Raw genomic sequence first — 16,027 nt, forward strand, 5'->3', positions numbered from 1 at the left:
CCGGCGGTGTGCGGCTGGCCAAGCAATGAGCCATAGCCACAACTGGCGTGCAGTCGTAAGCTCGAAAAGTGGGGCGGAGCTGCGGTCACCGAGGGAGCACTGCCATGAGGTGGGTCAGGCCGGGTCACCCGGAATACGACGAAACACGAAGACTCTTCAACGCGATGATCGACCGCCATCCGGCCGTGATTGCCCCGTGCGCCGGCCCTGAAGGGGTGGCCGAGGCGTTGGCGTACGCGCGTACACACGGCTTCGAAGTCGCCGTCCGGGCCGGCGGCCATTCCGTAGCCGGCATGTCCATGAACGACGGCGGCCTCGTGATTGACGTTCGTCCGATGAAATCCGTGCGGGTGGACCCGGAGGCCCGCACTGCCACGGTGGGCGCGGGCCTCACCTGCGGCGAGTTTGACCGCGCCACCCAGGAATACGGCCTCGCCATCACGGGCGGGCGGGTCTCCACGACCGGGCTCGCGGGTTTCACGCTCGGGGGCGGGTCCGGCTGGCTTGAGCGCGCCTTCGGCTTCGCCTGCGACGACCTCGTCTCCGTCGATCTGGTCACCGCCACCGGCGAGCAGGTGACGGCCAGCGCCCAGGAGAATCCCGAACTCTTCTGGGCCCTTCACGGCGGCGGCGGGAACTTCGGCGTCGCCACCTCCTTTACGTTCGGCCTGCATCAGCTGGGGCCAAGCGTGCATGCCGGGGTGCTGATGTGGCCCGGGGACGCAGCCCCGGAACTCAGCCGCGGATACCGGGACCTGGCCTCCGCGGCTCCCAACGAAGAGTCCGCCACCCTCATCTACGGGATTGCACCGGCGGAACCCTTCGTGCCCGCGGCCATGGTGGGCAAGATGGCGGTATACGTCGTGTATGTCTTCGCCGGGGATGCCGAGGAAGGCAAAGAACATGCCAAGGCATACCGGGAACTGGGCCCTGTTGTGGACCTGGTGGAAGATACCGGCTACGCAGACTTCCAGTGCTCCCTGGACGACCCGCCGGGCAAGTACAACTACTGGAGCGCCGACTATCACGACGATCTCTCCGACGACGCCCTGGACGTCATCATCGACTCGGCCCGGAACCTCCCGGGACCAAGCTCCCAGCAACTGATCGCCCATTGGGGCGGGGCGGTGAGCGGGCCGGCCGCCGCGGCCACCCCGCTGCTGAACCGGACCGCCAGCTGGGTGAGCCACCCGTTCGGCCTGGGCGACACCCCGCAGGGCGGGCAGGACGCGAAGGCATGGGTCAAACGCTTCCGCCAGGACATCTCCCCCTACGCGACCGGGGGCGTCTGGCTGAACTTCATCGGCGACGAAGGCCAGGCCCGGATCCGCGCGGCCTATGGCGACGAAAACTACAACCGGCTGGCAGAAGTGAAACTTGAGTTTGATCCCGGGAACGTGTTCCGCGGCAACCAGAACATCCGACCCGCCGTCGCGGCATGACCACAACGGCGGTGGCCCCGCCGTCGCGGCATGACCCCGACGGCGGTGGCCGCCCGGTGCCGCACCGGTGCCCGCAGTCCGGGCCGCGCGTGTCCGCGGTCGGGGCTAGACTGCCACCATGGCCGTCTACGTCGATCCGCCGCTCTGGCCTGCCCACGGAACCCACTTTTCCCACCTGGTCTCGGACACGTCGCTGGCGGAACTGCACGCCTTCGCCGCAGCCGCCGGCATCCCGAGGCGAGCGTTCGACGGCGACCACTACGACGTCGCCGAGTCCCGATACGAGGCCCTGGTGGCGGCCGGCGCCATTCCTGTGGAGGGCCGGGTCCTCGTCCGAAAGTTGATCGCCAGCGGGTTGCGGATCCCGGCCCGACGGCGCGGCAAGGCCCTCCGGGTTCCGCTCCTGAACCGCTGGAACCAGGCGTTGGCGGGCCACGACGCCCTCTTCCTGGACCTGCTGGACCGCTGGGGCGAGGAACACCGGAAGTACCACGGCCGCACCCATCTGCTGGCGGTGCTGGAAGCCCTGGACGTGCTGTGCGATCCGGCCGATCCGCCCCGCACCGTGCTGCTGGCCGCCTGGTTCCACGACGCCGTCTACCGCGGCGTGGCAGGCCAGGACGAGGAAGAGTCGGCGCGGCTGGCCGACGACCGGCTCCGGCATGCCGGTCTCCCGGCCGCCGAGGTGGACGAAGTGGTGCGCCTGGTGCTGCTGACGGCCGACCACTGTCCGGAGCCCGGAGACGACGACGGCGCCCTGCTCAGCGACGCCGACCTCTCCGTCCTCGGCGGGGAACCGGAGGCCTACGCCCGCTACCTCGCCGCCGTCAGGGAAGATTTCGCGCACATCGGCGACGCCGACTTCGCCGCCGGCCGCGCCGCCGTCGTCCGCCAGCTGCTGCAGCTCGATCCGCTCTTCCACACCGACCGTGGCCGGACACTGTGGCTGGACGCGGCCCGCCGGAACCTACAGGGCGAACTCGCGTGAGCGGTGCCCCGGCCTCCCACCGGAGACCGGCGGCTCAGGCAGCCACGCTGAGGTGATTCGCCAGCCGGTCGAACGACTCGCGCCACCCTTCGCCATGGCGGTCGCGGCTTTCCGCAGAGTCGAACGGCCCCTGGGTGAAGGTCATCTGCGTGCCGCCGTCGATCTCCTCCAACCGGATCGTCACCTCGGTCTCGAAGCCGCGGGTGCCGTCCGGCTTGTCCCAGGCATGGGTGAACATGAACAGGTGCGGCGGCTCGACATCGGTATGCACCCCACTCCACCAGAATTGCTGCCCGGTACTGTCCTGGATCATGCAGGCGCGGTACAGGCCGCCGACTTCGAGGTCCGCGTCGACGCTCTCACGCGGGACGTGGAAGCCGCGCGGACCCCACCACTGCGGAGCCTGGTCCGGGTCCGTCAAAGCCGACCACACGCCGTGGATCGGCGCCCTGAACTCGCGGACAATGACCAGCATGAGGTCCGTTTCGCCGTTTGCCGGTTGGCTCATGGTCCTCTCCCTCGGATTGCTTGAACTGACAGGTGAAGTCCCCCGGCCTGCTGGCTGCGCTGCCGCCGCCTAGCGCCGGCCGGGGCTGTAGGCGGTCACATACGGGGTGTTGCTCGGGATGATTTGTTTCCCGAGCGGCATCAGCGAGATGGGTATGAGCTTGAGATTGGCGATCGCCAGCGGAATGCCGATAATCGTGATGGCCATGGCGAAGGCCGTAACGACGTGTGCGATCGCGATCCAGATCCCGGCCACAAGCAGCCAGATGACATTTCCCACCAGGGTGAATATGCCGTTGCCGCCGGGCTTGTCCACCACCATGCGGCCGAACGGCCACAAGGCATAGGACGCGATGCGGAACGAGGCCAGGCCCCACGGAATGGTGACGACCAGCAGGCAGCAGACGACGCCGGCCAGGAAATATCCCAAGGCAAGCCACAGGCCGCCGAAGAGCAGCCAGATGATGTTCAGGAGTGTCTTCATGGATTAATTCTCGCCCGTAGGAGTGACATTCGGATCAGTGGTTTACCCGGAAAGATCCCTGATTTTCGCGCCCAACCCCGGACAGGTTTCCACGAGCCCGGTCCACGGGTGCCCGGCCGGGTTGGGCCCGCCTCGTCGGTGCTTAGGTATCGGCCTGTTTGACCATGGCGGCCTCAACGTTGATCTTGACCTTGTCGCTGACCAGCAGGCCGCCCGCTTCAAGGGCGGCGTTCCACGTCAGGCCGAATTCCTTCCGGCTGATGTCCGCCTCGGCACTGAATCCGGCCCGGGTGGCGCCGAAGGGGTCCACCGCCACGCCGGTGTACTCGACTTCGAGCTCCACCGGCTTGGTGACGCCACGGATTGTGAGCTCGCCGGTCAGCACATAGTCTTCCCCCTCACCCCGGATCCCGGTGGCCCGAAAAGTCATGTCGGGGAACTGCTCAACGTCGAAGAAGTCCGGGCCGCGGACGTGGCCGTCGCGGTTGGCGTCGCCCGAATCGAAGCTGGCGGTCTTGACCGTGGCGTGCAGGCTTGCGTCCGCCAGCGACTCGCGCACCCTTGCCTCGGCGGAGGCCTCGTTGAACCGGCCGCGGACCTTGCTGATGCCCGCGTGGCGGACGCTGAAACCGATTTCGCTGTGGGACATGTCCAATGTCCACACTCCGGGGGTCAAACCTTCGGGCAGAGTCACAACGGTCTCCTTCAAGCGGTGGCGGGCCTGTCCCGCGGGCGGTCGGGGTATTCCCCACTCTGCATGCTAACGAGGAAGCCCGTCCCGGGCTAGGTCCCACCGGCCCTGACGCGGGACACGCGGCACGCAACACGCCAGCGGCCACGCCGGGCGGCGGCGTCGCGCGGCGGCGGCGGGATTTCCGGCGGCGGATCCAGCTGTCCGGGCCGAGGCGTTCTCTGGCCTTCGCTCCACGGCCGGGTTACTCTGGCCTATAAATGCCGGGCAATCACCGAATTTCGCAGAACTATTCACACAGTCCTGATCAACCAAATGATGTGAGGAATCGTGGCCAGGTCCCTGGGGAAACGTGGCAAGGCGGGTATCTGCGCTGGCTTGCTGAGCCTGGGTCTGTTGCTTTTCGCCTGCCAGCCCGGGCCGCCGGAACCCGCACCGCGCCCCAGCCCCGGCACGCCGTCGTCCCCCGCGCCGTCGTCCCCACCGCCATCCACCGCACCGCCGTCGTCGTCTGCCGCGCCGTCAGCCGGGGAGCCCGTGCACTTCACCGCCCAAGGTGACATCGGCGTAGGCTCGGGCGCCAAGAAAGTGCTCGACGCCGTTGCCGGCCTCAAGCCCCACCTGAACCTGGCGCTGGGCGACTTCGCATACAAGGCCGGGCTCGAACAGGAGTTCTGCGACATGGTCACCGCCCGTCTCGGCGAGAACTTCCCGTACCAGTTGGTGACCGGAAACCACGAGAGTGACGGCCGGGATGGCGACATCGAGAAGTATGTCCAGTGCCTGCCCAACAGGATGCCCGGCCTCCAGGGCGAATACGGCGTCCAATGGCGCCTCGATGTCCCCGAGCAGAATCCGGTTGTCCGCTTCATCATGGTTTCCCCCGGCATCGATTTCCGTGGCGGGGAGCCGCTGGACTACTCAAGGGACAGCGAACGCTGGCGCTGGACTGCGGACGCCATCGACGAGGCCAAATCGCAGAACATCCCCTGGACGGTGGTGGGCATGCATACCCCGTGCCTGAGCGTCGGCAACTACGACTGCCAGGCGGGGCAGGACTTCACGAATATGCTGATCGAAAAGCAGGTGGACCTGGTCCTGTCCGGCCACGACCACGTCTATCAGCGGACGCATCAACTGGCCACGGGCGGAGGCTGCGCGGAACTCGTTCCCGCGACCTTCGCCTCCGCATGCCTGGCCGATACCGATGACGCCATGGCCCAGGGCTCGGGGACCGTGTTCGCCACCGTCGGCGTTGGCGGCGTCGGACTCTACAACGTCCGGTCCGAGGACCCGGAGATGCGCTACTTCGCCAGCACATCCGGAAAGAACCAGGACCCGGCCTTTGGGACCTTGGACGTCATGGCGACGGCGGATGAACTTGCCGCCCGGTTCATTCCCGCCGACGGCTACAGCTTCTCGGATTCCTTTACCCTCCACCGGTAATCTGCTGCGGCATTCCGGCTCAGGAGTGCGGCGGCGCATCCGACGGTAGGCCGCCGGACGCGCCCAAGACGGCTCAGGCCGGCACCCAGATGCTGACCCAGTCCAGGTAGACGTGGCCCTGGGTTTCCGGAGCCGGACACAGAGGCAGGCAGGATTCGGTCTGCAGGATGAAATGCATGGGCGTCGAGGGCACGTCCGTCGTGCTCGCGCCGATGGATCGTCCGTCAATGAAGAACTCAACGCGTCCGGGGGTCCACTCTGTCGTGGCCACATGCCAGTCCGTGGAAACTTTATTGGAAAAGAACTGTTCAAAACGCTTTGGATCCAAGGACATGAAATGGGCAGCTGCCGTCAGGATTGCTCCGAGGTCGCCTTCGGGAAAATCTATCTCCCCGTCCCGCGGCCAGATGCCACTATCCGGCCACAGGAGCCACGCCGTCTTGAAGCCAGGCATGGCATCCCCCCTGTACCGGACTGAGTAGCGGCCGTACAGCATGCTGTTGGCCCTCGGGGGATTTTTGCTGGCATTCGGAAATTTGGGCGTGGGCGCGGCGCCCATGAAGACACCGTTTTCCGAATGCATGAACCAGTCCAGAACGCCGTTTTTGACGCTCAGGACTTTCGAGGGGTAGTAGCCCGATTTTCCGCCGCTGACCTGTCCGTCCGTATCCGGTGTTCCGTCTTTGTATCCCGCACTCCACCGGTCCCGGTACAGCGGCCCGGGAAAGGAGCCAAGGGGGACGTCACCGCCGGAGAAGTCCTCCACAAAGACGTTCCTCCATCCGGGCAGATCCCCCGACATGGCCGTGTCAGTGGTCCGGTCCGGAGGCGGTGCCGATGTCCGGGCAGGCCGTGACGCCGGCGCGCTCCCAGTCGCAGGGGCGGCAGTGGCGGTGCCACCTGCCGGCGGCTCAGTCGGCGCCACTGATTGGAGCCCGGGCTGGGCTCCTGTTCCGGCGTCGGTCGGCGGAGCCGCCGGCGACGCCGAAATGGACGTGAACAGCGGCCGCTCGCCCTGTGGAGCTGCATCCGTGCCGCACGCCGCCAGGGCCAGAACCATGACCATGGCGGGAACCGCCATGGTCATGAAGGTCAGGAGACGCCGGCGACCTGCCGGCACGCGCCCCCAATGAACGGGTGTCCGCATCCGGCCAGTGTCGCATGGAGGCAACCGCCCATCAACAGTTTTGCCTCAAATTTGGTTGAAGGTTCCAGTTAATCCAAGGTTAATGCAAGGTGGCGAAACCAAACTTTAACCCTGGGGTATATCACTAAGTTGTCGACGACCGAACAGCGTAAGCATTGGGTCTATTTTCCGGTCGGAGGAGTCGGAAAGCGCTGTAGTTGCGACGAGCAGAATACGTCATTGAGTGGTGAGGCCAGTGTCCATCCCGAATCTCAAGCCGAACGTGCGCCCCCAAACGACGCCCCCGCCGGCAAATCCCTCGGTCAGCGTGGTGATCCCCACTTTGAACGAGGCAATGAACCTGCCGTGGGTGCTGCGGCGTATGCCTTCCTATGTGGATGAGGTGGTAATTGTTGACGGCCGTTCCCTGGACGGCACAGTGGAGGTGGCCCGGGCCTTGCGCCTGGACGTCGTGGTGGTGGCAGAGCCCCGCCCTGGCAAAGGCAACGCCGTGCGGGCCGGATTCGCCGCAGCCTCCGGCGACATCATCGTCATGCTCGACGGCGACGGCAGTATGGATCCCCAGGAGATCGGCTGGCTGGTGACTCCGCTCCAGCACGAATACGACTTCGTCAAAGGCTCCCGCTATGTGACGGGCGGCGGCTCAGACGATCTCACATGGCTGCGCAGCGGCGGAAACAAGATGCTCACCCGGCTCGCCAACACTGTCCTCCACAGCGACTACTCGGACCTTTGCTACGGCTACATCGCCCTGCGCCGCGAATGCGTTGACATTCTGGAGCTGGAGTCGGACGGGTTCGAGATCGAAACTGAACTGATTGTGCGGGCCTCAAGGGCGGGCCTGCGCATCGCCGAGGTGCCCAGCCACGAACTGTCCCGCATCTCGGGGCAGTCAAACCTGCATACCTTCCGGGACGGCTGGCGGGTCCTCCGCACCCTGGCCCGTGAGCGCGTGAGCTGGGAAGCCCCGACCGCCGGCGCCCGCCCCGAAGCCCTGCGCCGGGTCAAGTACAAGTACCCCAACGAGGTCTTCCCGCACGTTCCCACCGATCCCAGCAGCGTCCTGGGCGTACGGGCAGGCGAATAGGATGTCCGAGAACTCCAGCCTTCCGGAAGTATCCGTGGTCATTTGCTCCTACTCGGAGGACCGGTGGGACCGGCTGATCGGCGCCCTGGACTCTGTCCGCACCCAGACCTTCCCACCCAAGCAGACGATCGTCGTCGTGGACTACAACGTGGACTTGTACAAGCGCCTGATCTTTACCGTCCCGGATGCCGTAATTGTCGAGAACGCCGGACCCAAGGGTCTCTCCGGCGCCCGCAACACCGGAGCAGGAATCGCCAAGGCCGAGATCGTGGCCTTCCTCGATGACGATGCCGAAGCCGAGCCGGACTGGCTCGAACGGCTCGCGGCGATGTACGACGATCCCGACGTTCTGGCGGTCGGCGGCCGGGTGGAACCGCTCTGGGAAGCCGGACGGCCGGGCTACTTCGCCAACGAGCTCGACTGGATTGTCGGCTGCACGTACCGGGGAATGCCCAAAGTCGCCGCCGAGGTCCGCAACGTCATTGGCGCGAACATGTCCTTCCGCGCCGGCGTCCTGGAACGGGTCGGCGGTTTCAACACAACCTTGGGCCGCCAGGACGCCGTCCCGCTGGGCTGCGAAGAGACCGAACTGTGCATCCGCGCGGTGATCGGAGCTCCCGGATCCCGGGTGGTCTATGAGCCCGCGGCCCTGGTGCACCACCACGTTCCGGCCGAGCGCGGCACCGTGCGCTACATGCTGGCCCGGTCCTGGGGCGAGGGGATTTCCAAGGCACAGGTCAGCAGGGTGGTCGGCCACAAACGGGCACTTGGTCCCGAGCGGCGCTATGTCCGGCAGGTCCTGCCTCGTGCAGTGTTCGCCGGAGTCCGCGGCTGGCTCGGCGGCGGGGACMGCGCCGGGCTCGGCCGGGCCGCGGCCATCATCGCCGTGCTCGCGGCCACCGCGACCGGCTATGTGCGCGGCCGCCGGCTGCCTGCGGCGCCGTCGCCGGCCAAAGCGGCTGTTGTGACGCCGGAAGAGCCGTGGCGGGAAGTCAAATGAACCGCGCTGCGCCCTTCCCCTTAGACCGCCCGGTGCAGACGCACCCGGAACCACCTGACCGCAGGAACCCGACCCCAGAAAGCTTGGATCATGAGCCAACCTGAGCGCGACGTGAAACAGCCCATAGGCGCCTCTGCCGGAGCCTCCTTCGATGTCCACGGGATCGTGGGCATCGACGTGGAGGCGGGCACGCCAGGGGAACCGCAACTGCGGGACATGCTCGCCCCGTTCCTGGGGAATTCCACCGCGCCGCGGCGGATCACCATCGGCGCCAAGATATCGCCGGTTTCCAGCCAGTCGCACGCGGAGGATGCCTACCGGTTCACCGGGGAGTCCCTGTATATTCCGGCGGACCGCGTCCAGATCATCGAAACCAAGGACGGGTACCGGATCGAAGGCGCCGGTGAGCTCCTGACCTCTGTGATTCCGCTGCTGGACCGGCTGTGTGTCCAGGAGGAGACCGCCATGATCCATGCCGCCGTGGTGGACTTCCGCGGCTCCGGGGTTCTCCTCCCGGCCTGGGGAGGTGTTGGAAAGACCAGTACGGTGGCGAAGCTGGTGGCCATGCCAGATGTGCGGTTCATGGCCGACGACTGGGCCTTCATGGGCGCCGGCGGAATGCTCATGGGCTACGCCAAACCGATGTTCATCAAACCCCACCACCGCGCCATCTACCCGGACATGTTCCGGGGAACCCGCAAGCCCCTGGCCCCCGGATGGATGACGACCCCTGTCGCCCATCTGGCCACGGCGGTCCATCCGGTCATTGTCCGCTATCCGAAAACAGCCGCGTTCACCCGGCGCTGGTCCCCCGAACACCGCATGGTGCAGCCGGAGCATGTTTTTGGGGCGCAGCGGATCTCGTCCGCGGCGCCGGCACAGCTGGCCATCTTCCTCGAGCGATTCGACGGCGCGGACGCGCGGCTGGAAGCACGCAGCGCCGAGTGGATGACGTCCCGGGTCGTCGGCAACTTCCATTCGGAACTGCCCATGGTCTCGCGGCGCCTCGTCGAGGCCCTCGGCGCCACCAGCCTCGTCCCCCTGGAGGAGCATTTTGGCCAGAAGGCGGCCGTGGTGCGCCGTGCCCTGGAGGACGTTCCCTGCTGGCTGCTCCGGCTGCCGGCCGCTTGGTCAGCGGACCAGGCCTCTGACTTCATCGCGAATCTGGTTCGTTCAAAACTGGATGAGTGAGGCGAGGCCACGTGAGCGATCTGAAGGTGTCGGTTGTTGTTCCGGCGCGCAATGCCGCAGCCTGGCTGGGCGAGTGCCTGGAGTCGATCCGCAGCCAACACCCGTACGAGATGATCGTGGTCGATGGCTGCTCGACGGATGACACTGTCGAAATCGCCCGCGACTGCGGGGCGACTGTCATCTCCGACGAAGGACGTGGCCTGCCTGCCGCACGGATGCTCGGCGCCCGCAGTGCCACCGGCGACGTTGTCGCCCTGATCGACGCCGACGTCGTCCTGCCGCCGAAGAGCCTGTCCCGGCTGCTCACCGAATTCGAGGCCGGCGGCTACGACGGCCTGCAATTCGGGCTGGCCAGCGAAGCCGACGGCCCCGGCTATTGGGGGGCTGCGCTGGCCTGGCACCACAACCACAGCCGGGTGCGCAAGTGGTTTGGCGTCAGCGCCACGCTGATGCGCCGTGACGTGCTGCTCGACGTCGGGTTCGACGACGACTTCCGCTCCGGGGAGGATGTGGAGCTGAGAATCCGGCTGGAGCAGGCCGGGTTCAAGCTCGGCGTCTCCGACTCCGTGGTGGTCAGGCACCGGTTCGACGACACGTTCGACTACGCCCGCGACCAATGGCTCCAGGACGGGGCCGGGATGGCCCGGACTGTCCGCAAGCACACGGGCCGCGCCGGCTGGCTCGTGATGCTGCCCCTGCTGGCCACCGTTCGGGGGGTCGGCATGTCCCTGTTCCGGGCACCCCGCTTCCTGCCGTACTGGATGGGCTTCCTGCTCTACAACTACCGCGCCATGGCCGGCGAGCTCCTGCGGCCGGCCCACAAACCGATCTCGGTCGGCGGGAACGCTGCCTGGCTGGCCGCCGCGAGGATTGCCCCCATGGTGACGGGCTTCCTGTTCTGGGCTCTCGCGGCCCTCGTGCTCCCGCCGGAGCAAATAGGTCTGGGGTCCGCGGTGGTCGCAGCCGCGCTCCTGACCGTGCAGCTGGGGATGCTCGGCGTCGGGCCTGCCACGCTGACGCTGCTGCCCGCGGAAACTGACGGCGGCCGGCGCCTCATCGCCACCGGCCTGCTTACCGTGGCGACGTGCTCCCTGCTGGGCGCGGGCCTGCTGGTTGCCGTCACCTCCTGGCTCGGCACAGGCGTGGGCGAGGCCTGGGCCGACCCCTTGGTCACGGTTCTTTTCCTGGCCACGGCGCTGCTCGCCGCCAGCGCCTACCAGCTCGACCACGTGGGCGTAGCCCAGGAACGGGCCGACCGCACGCTGGTCAGAAGCCTCGCACAGTCCCTCGTCCAGCTCCTCTTCCTGGCCGTCGCGCTGGCCGCCGGGCTCCGTGACCTGGCGGTGATTGTGGGCGCCGTTGCCGCCGGCGCCCTGGCCAGTGTCCTCGTAGGGCTGCGCCAGCTCGCCCGGGCCCACGTGTCCCCCGACTGGAAGCACGGCTTCCGGCCTCGGCCGGCCCTCAATCTCCTGAAGCCAGGGCTTCCCAACCACGCCCTCACGCTCGCCGACCGCGCGCCCGGCTACCTGCTCCCGCTCATCGTTGCAGCTACCCTGGGCCCGGCGTCGACTGCCGCCTGGTATGTAGTCTGGATGATGGCCTCGGCAGTGTTCTTCGTGCCGCAGTCCGCCGGGTTTACCCTGCAAACGGCCCTCGCGGGTTCACGGGCGCGGCCGGGCCTCCTCGCCTCCGCGTTACGGGCCAGCTTTATGCTGACTCTCGTGGCCGGGCTGATACTGCTGCTGGCCGGCCCCCTGCTTCTGGGCTTCCTCGGGCCGGATTACGCGTCCGCGTGGGTCCTCATTCCTGTACTCGTCCCGGCACTCCTCCTGAGTTGCGTGACCCAGGTCTACTACGGTCTGTGCCGGGCCCAAGGGCGGCTTTTCGAATCCACGATAGTCGCCACTCTGGCCGCCATCCTGGTCGTGGCACCCGCCGCGGCCGTGGCGCAACAATATGGCCTCACCGGGGTCTCAGTCCTTTGGGCCGTTGCCCAAGCGGCTGCTTGCCTGATGGCCACCTGGCGCCTGATCACCCTGACCCGGATGAAGCCCGCCTCCACCGCAGGCGAGATTCCTTCAGCGGCGCGCCACCAGCCGACCTGAATCGAGAAATGATGACACACGAAACGGCAACAAGCCTCCCGGTGGGCACCGCCCACCGGCATGAGGCGCATGCGCACGTCGGCGGTGCTAAGCCGCCCACCCACCGCAACCTCGGACTCACGCCGTCGTGGCACATCGGTGCCCTGGCCGCGGCAGCCGCGGCCGCGCTCGCCCTCGGCGTGTGGAGCATGAACCAGGTCAATCCCTTTCAGATCGGCGGGGCCGGGCTGATTGATGCCCTCCCCCCGGCCTATTTCGTTGCGCTCGCGCTCAGCCTCGCCGGATTTGTCGCCTCGCTGAGCCTCCGCCGTCTGGTTCCGGCGCTTCTGACCTGGCAGCTCCTGGTCACAGTGGTTCTCCTCGACGGTGCTGACCCCATCATTCATGGCCTGCCCCGCCTCGAGGCCAGCTACCGGCATCTGGGCATTGCCGACACCATTAGCCAATCGGGCCAGCTGGATCCGACCCTGGACGCCTACTTCAACTGGCCAGGATTCTTCAACGTGCTGGGAATGCTCTCCGGGGCGACGGGCGCCAAGGATCTTTTCGGGATCGCAACGTGGGCGCCGGTGGGCATCAACATCCTCCTGCTCGCACCGCTGCTGGCCCTGGCCCGGCGGTTGACGGCAAATCCGCGCCAGGCCTGGGCGGCTGTCTGGATCTTCTACGTGGCCAGCTGGATTGGGCAGGACTACCTGTCACCACAGGCCTATTCGTTCCTCCTCCTGCTCACACTGATTGCCTGCCTGCTCAGCGTCTTCGGCGGTTGGGCCTGGCCCACGGAGCGCACCCGCTTCTCCCGGTGGCTTGCCCGCAGTGTCGGCAAACTGGACAGCTCGGTCCCGCGGTATGGCGCCGCGGAACCGCACCGGGCGGACACGGCGATTCTCGTGGTGGTCTGCGCGCTGATCCTGCTTGCCATGACTGCTTCACACCAGCTCAGCCCCTTCGCCGCGATCCCCATCCTGGCCGCGCTCCTGCTGACCGGACGTCTCCGGCTGCGCTTCCTGCCGGTCCTGGCCGTGGTCCTGCCCGTCGGCTGGCTGCTCTTTGCGGCTTCCACATTCGTGGAGGGGCATTTCGGCCAGCTGCTCGGCTCGCTCGGTGACATCGGTGCGAACAGCCTCGGCGCGCTGAGCAACAGGGTCTCAGGCAGCGACGCCCACATGTTCGTGGTCTACACGCGCATGGCCGAGGTTGCGGTGGTCTGGGTGCTCGCCGTTGCCGGCGCCATAGTGGGCTACCGGCGGAAGGCACCGTGGCTGGCGGCCGCGGCCGCGGCGCTGGCGCCGCTGGTCCTGATTCCCCTCCAGCCCTATGGCGGTGAACTGCTTCTGCGCCTGTACCTCTTCAGCCTTCCGTTCGCCGTCTGCCTGGTTGTGCTGCCACTGATGTCAGACAGTGCCGCGGGGCTGAGCCTGCGCCGGGCCCTAGCGCTGCTGCTGATGGGCGCGGTACTCGCTACAGCCACTGTCGTCTCCCGTTACGGAAATGACGGCATGGAAAGCTTCAACGACGACGAAATCGCCTTAGTGAACCACCTCTATGCGACTGCGCCCACCGGTTCCGTCCTCATTGAGGCAGTTCGCAACACCCCGTGGAGATACCAGCACTACGCGGACTACGACTACCGGGCGCTCGTTGCTGCCGAGCCCATTCCCAACGCCGCGCCGCTCAGCTGTGACGCGGCCAACCAGATCGCCCACAAAGCGGGCGCGTACCTCATCGTTACCGAAAGCCAGCAGGAGGCAGCCGAACTTCGTGGTTCGACTCCCACCGGCGACCTTCAACGTTTTACCGCCACATGCGCCACGAGTCCGGGCTGGACAAAGGTTTTTGAAAACGCAGGCGGCGTGATTTTTCACATCGAAGGAGTTAGCAATGGCAACTGAACGCAGCTACGTGAGCTATGCGACGGCAGCCGTCGCCGTAGCAGCCATACCGCTCTCGTTTGTCGGCCCCGAGGGCCTGCGCCTGGCGGTGATTGGCCTGCTGATGCTGGCCGGGCCTGGAACGGCGCTGGTGTTGCTCCTCCGCTTCGACCCCCCGCGCTCAGCCCAGGCCACTGGCGCGCTTCCCCTCAGCATCGCCATCGCAATCGCCTTCAGCCTCGCGATGTCCACCCTCGTGGCGACGGCGATGATCTACGCACGTCTCTGGTCACCGCCGGCGGCCGTATGCCTCCTGTCGGCCCTGACCCTCGTATTCCTGGGCATTGAGCTCAAGCGGCCAAAGCGTGCCCTGGTGCGTGCGAAATGATCATCTTCCTGACGGGGCTGGCCACCATGACGGCCCTCGTGAGCTGCGATGTGCTTCGCGTGTTGCAGCCGGACAAGGCACTCCCGCGCGCCGTGGTGATCACCACGGCAGCCCTGCTGGCCATAGTCGGCGTCGCGGTGGTCATGCAATTGGTGCATTTGGCGCAGCTGGCATGACAGAAACCGTCCGCCCGGTGCCGCGGCGCCGGGCGGACACCAACAAGTCGAACCAATCACGGAAAGTATTTTCAATGAGAAAACTTAGAACACTCAGCATGGTTGGGACGCTCGGAATGCTCGTAGCCGGTTCCCTTGTCTTCGGTTCCGCCCAGGCTGCCACCGCCGCTACCTGCAGCCCGGCACCGACAAACTCCTATCCGGGCACCGTCGTGCTCGCCACCAGTTTTGAAGCGGGCGGCTTTTGCGGCCTTGTCCCCAAGGTGTCCGGCACCGGCACCGCAACGATGTCCACTTCGCGGCCCCACACCGGGACACATGCGGTTAAGCTGCACGTGACCACGGACTCCGGCTCGCTCGCAAACCTCTCCTCCCCTTCGTTTTCCTCGGGGACCAAGACCTCGTACGCAGACGGCTGGTTCAATATCACTGTTGCCGGCGTTTCCGGCAATGACGTCCCGTACTTCCGTTTCTTCTCCGGTTCCACCCGTGTCGCGGACATCTACCGCTACAACAGCAACGGGCAGTTGTGGCTCCGGGTCACGTCACCGAGTGGCAGCTTTGTCTACACGAAGCTGATCTCCAGCAGCATCTCTCTGAGCGCCTGGCACCATGTGTCCATGCGGGTGACCGCCAACGGCAATTCGTCAACGATCCAGGTATGGTTCGACGGCGTGCAGCGCTACAGCAGCTCGAGCGTCCAAATGCTCGGAAGCAGCCTGAGCAAAGTTCAGCTCGGGGCCGAGCACAACCGGCAAAAGGGCGACGAATACATCGATGACGTGATCATCAAACGCTCCTAGCCCCCCTCAGATGGTCCGCGGGCGGCCCAGCCTCATTCAGGCGCCTTGGCCGCCCGCACGAAATCCCCGATCTTGGCCAAGTCCTTGATGCCGCGCGCCGATTCGACGCCGGAGGACACATCGACACCCCACGCCCCGGCCTCCGCCGCTGCCCGGGCCACGTTGGCGGGATCGAGACCGCCGGCGAGCAGCCACTTGCGTCCGGTCAGGGCCTTGGCCCGGACCGATCCGTAGTCCCAGGCCTCGCCTGAGCCTGGCACGGCGGCGTCGATCAGGAGCAGCTCCTCGCCCCAGTCGCTGAAGTCCTCAGGCGCGGCGGCCATGGTGACGGCCCTGATCAGTTTCATCCCGGCGTCGTGCACTGTCCGGACGTCGGCGGGTGAGCGGTCCCCGTGGAGCTGGACCCAGGCCAGGCCCGCCTCACGGGCGACGGCGACGGCGTCGGCGGCCGGTTCGTGCCGGAACACCCCCACCGCGGGCACCCCGTCCGGGACGTGGGCGAGGAGGTTCCTGACCTGTTCCGGCGTGACCTCCCGGGGGCTGTGGGTCAGGACGAAGCCGACGGCGTCCGCGCCGGCGCCTGCCGCGACGCGGACCGCATCGGGGGTGCTCAGGCCGCACACTTTGACAAACATTCGGGCTCCTTCTGGGCGCTTCCTGCCTCCGACGTTAGCAAGGCCGGGCCCTAGCCGCCGACTTTG

Annotated in this window: 16 protein-coding genes; 11 read left to right on the forward strand and 5 right to left on the reverse strand. The window is 66.8% G+C overall.

From position 1 onward, the window contains the following. The first annotated feature begins 104 nt into the window (after positions 1-104). A complete protein-coding gene (locus AC1D1W_RS06075) occupies positions 105-1,442 on the forward strand; it encodes an FAD-binding oxidoreductase (RefSeq protein ID WP_476943217.1) in 1,338 nt (445 codons plus the stop codon). A gap of 118 nt (positions 1,443-1,560) precedes the next feature. Continuing rightward, entirely contained in the window at positions 1,561-2,430 is an 870-nt protein-coding gene (locus AC1D1W_RS06080) for a DUF4031 domain-containing protein (RefSeq protein ID WP_476943218.1), read from the forward strand. 34 nt (positions 2,431-2,464) lie between these two features. Here the strand turns inward: AC1D1W_RS06080 and AC1D1W_RS06085 are convergent, their stop codons facing one another. The 3 genes from AC1D1W_RS06085 to AC1D1W_RS06095 form a co-directional block, all read right to left on the reverse strand. Further along, entirely contained in the window at positions 2,465-2,938 is a 474-nt protein-coding gene (locus tag AC1D1W_RS06085; RefSeq protein ID WP_243180640.1) for an SRPBCC family protein, read from the reverse strand. 69 nt (positions 2,939-3,007) lie between these two features. Further along, positions 3,008-3,421, reverse strand: a complete 414-nt coding sequence (locus tag AC1D1W_RS06090) for a YccF domain-containing protein (protein WP_028275466.1) — start codon at positions 3,419-3,421, stop codon at positions 3,008-3,010. 142 nt (positions 3,422-3,563) lie between these two features. Further along, entirely contained in the window at positions 3,564-4,115 is a 552-nt protein-coding gene (locus tag AC1D1W_RS06095) for a YceI family protein (RefSeq protein ID WP_028275465.1), read from the reverse strand. Between the two features lie 534 nt (positions 4,116-4,649). Between AC1D1W_RS06095 and AC1D1W_RS06100 the strand changes: the two genes are divergently transcribed. Continuing rightward, positions 4,650-5,558: a metallophosphoesterase gene (locus AC1D1W_RS06100; protein WP_476943219.1), complete on the forward strand. Its 909-nt coding sequence runs from the start codon at positions 4,650-4,652 to the stop codon at positions 5,556-5,558. A 73-nt stretch (positions 5,559-5,631) separates the two neighbouring features. Here AC1D1W_RS06100 and AC1D1W_RS06105 read toward each other — a convergent pair whose 3' ends face one another. Further along, on the reverse strand, positions 5,632-6,324 hold the full coding sequence (locus AC1D1W_RS06105) for a glycoside hydrolase family 16 protein (protein ID WP_243180638.1): 693 nt from the start codon (positions 6,322-6,324) through the stop codon (positions 5,632-5,634). 616 nt (positions 6,325-6,940) lie between these two features. Here AC1D1W_RS06105 and AC1D1W_RS06110 point away from each other — a divergent pair. From AC1D1W_RS06110 to AC1D1W_RS06145, 8 genes are all read left to right on the forward strand, one after another. Beyond that, positions 6,941-7,792, forward strand: a complete 852-nt coding sequence (locus AC1D1W_RS06110; RefSeq protein WP_243180637.1) for a glycosyltransferase family 2 protein — start codon at positions 6,941-6,943, stop codon at positions 7,790-7,792. 1 nt (position 7,793) lies between these two features. Further along, positions 7,794-8,792 (forward strand): glycosyltransferase family 2 protein, encoded by a 999-nt coding sequence (locus AC1D1W_RS06115; protein ID WP_476943220.1) that lies wholly within the window; start codon positions 7,794-7,796, stop codon positions 8,790-8,792. Positions 8,793-8,882: 90 nt separating this feature from the next. Beyond that, positions 8,883-9,983: a hypothetical protein gene (locus AC1D1W_RS06120; RefSeq protein ID WP_243180635.1), complete on the forward strand. Its 1,101-nt coding sequence runs from the start codon at positions 8,883-8,885 to the stop codon at positions 9,981-9,983. Between the two features lie 11 nt (positions 9,984-9,994). Beyond that, entirely contained in the window at positions 9,995-12,088 is a 2,094-nt protein-coding gene (locus AC1D1W_RS06125; RefSeq protein WP_243180634.1) for a glycosyltransferase, read from the forward strand. An 8-nt stretch (positions 12,089-12,096) separates the two neighbouring features. Continuing rightward, positions 12,097-13,980, forward strand: coding sequence for a hypothetical protein (locus AC1D1W_RS06130; protein WP_243180633.1), 1,884 nt, complete (start codon positions 12,097-12,099; stop codon positions 13,978-13,980). Further along, positions 13,970-14,347 (forward strand): hypothetical protein, encoded by a 378-nt coding sequence (locus AC1D1W_RS06135; protein ID WP_243180632.1) that lies wholly within the window; start codon positions 13,970-13,972, stop codon positions 14,345-14,347. The genes AC1D1W_RS06130 and AC1D1W_RS06135 overlap by 11 nt, the downstream gene beginning before the upstream one ends. After that, entirely contained in the window at positions 14,344-14,523 is a 180-nt protein-coding gene (locus AC1D1W_RS06140) for a hypothetical protein (RefSeq protein WP_026538140.1), read from the forward strand. Before AC1D1W_RS06135 ends, AC1D1W_RS06140 begins: the two co-directional genes overlap by 4 nt. Positions 14,524-14,621: 98 nt before the next feature. Beyond that, complete coding sequence (locus AC1D1W_RS06145; RefSeq protein WP_243180631.1) at positions 14,622-15,326, forward strand: hypothetical protein; 705 nt, start codon at positions 14,622-14,624, stop codon at positions 15,324-15,326. 32 nt (positions 15,327-15,358) lie between these two features. Here AC1D1W_RS06145 and AC1D1W_RS06150 read toward each other — a convergent pair whose 3' ends face one another. Next, positions 15,359-15,961 (reverse strand): phosphoribosylanthranilate isomerase, encoded by a 603-nt coding sequence (locus AC1D1W_RS06150; RefSeq protein WP_476943221.1) that lies wholly within the window; start codon positions 15,959-15,961, stop codon positions 15,359-15,361. Positions 15,962-16,027 lie beyond the last annotated feature (66 nt).

The sequence above is a fragment of the Arthrobacter sp. P1_B4 genome (genome assembly GCF_056406555.1).

What these genes read in the sequence shown, in the direction of transcription:
- AC1D1W_RS06150 (WP_476943221.1), bottom strand. Translation starts at nt 15,961, where the DNA reads ATGTTTGTCAAAGTGTGCGGCCTGAGCACCCCCGATGCGGTCCGCGTC.
- AC1D1W_RS06075 (WP_476943217.1), top strand. Translation starts at nt 105, where the DNA reads ATGAGGTGGGTCAGGCCGGGTCACCCGGAATACGACGAAACACGAAGA.
- AC1D1W_RS06130 (WP_243180633.1), top strand. Translation starts at nt 12,097, where the DNA reads ATGATGACACACGAAACGGCAACAAGCCTCCCGGTGGGCACCGCCCAC.
- AC1D1W_RS06120 (WP_243180635.1), top strand. Translation starts at nt 8,883, where the DNA reads ATGAGCCAACCTGAGCGCGACGTGAAACAGCCCATAGGCGCCTCTGCC.
- AC1D1W_RS06090 (WP_028275466.1), bottom strand. Translation starts at nt 3,421, where the DNA reads ATGAAGACACTCCTGAACATCATCTGGCTGCTCTTCGGCGGCCTGTGG.
- AC1D1W_RS06145 (WP_243180631.1), top strand. Translation starts at nt 14,622, where the DNA reads ATGGTTGGGACGCTCGGAATGCTCGTAGCCGGTTCCCTTGTCTTCGGT.
- AC1D1W_RS06080 (WP_476943218.1), top strand. Translation starts at nt 1,561, where the DNA reads ATGGCCGTCTACGTCGATCCGCCGCTCTGGCCTGCCCACGGAACCCAC.
- AC1D1W_RS06140 (WP_026538140.1), top strand. Translation starts at nt 14,344, where the DNA reads ATGATCATCTTCCTGACGGGGCTGGCCACCATGACGGCCCTCGTGAGC.
- AC1D1W_RS06135 (WP_243180632.1), top strand. Translation starts at nt 13,970, where the DNA reads ATGGCAACTGAACGCAGCTACGTGAGCTATGCGACGGCAGCCGTCGCC.
- AC1D1W_RS06085 (WP_243180640.1), bottom strand. Translation starts at nt 2,938, where the DNA reads ATGAGCCAACCGGCAAACGGCGAAACGGACCTCATGCTGGTCATTGTC.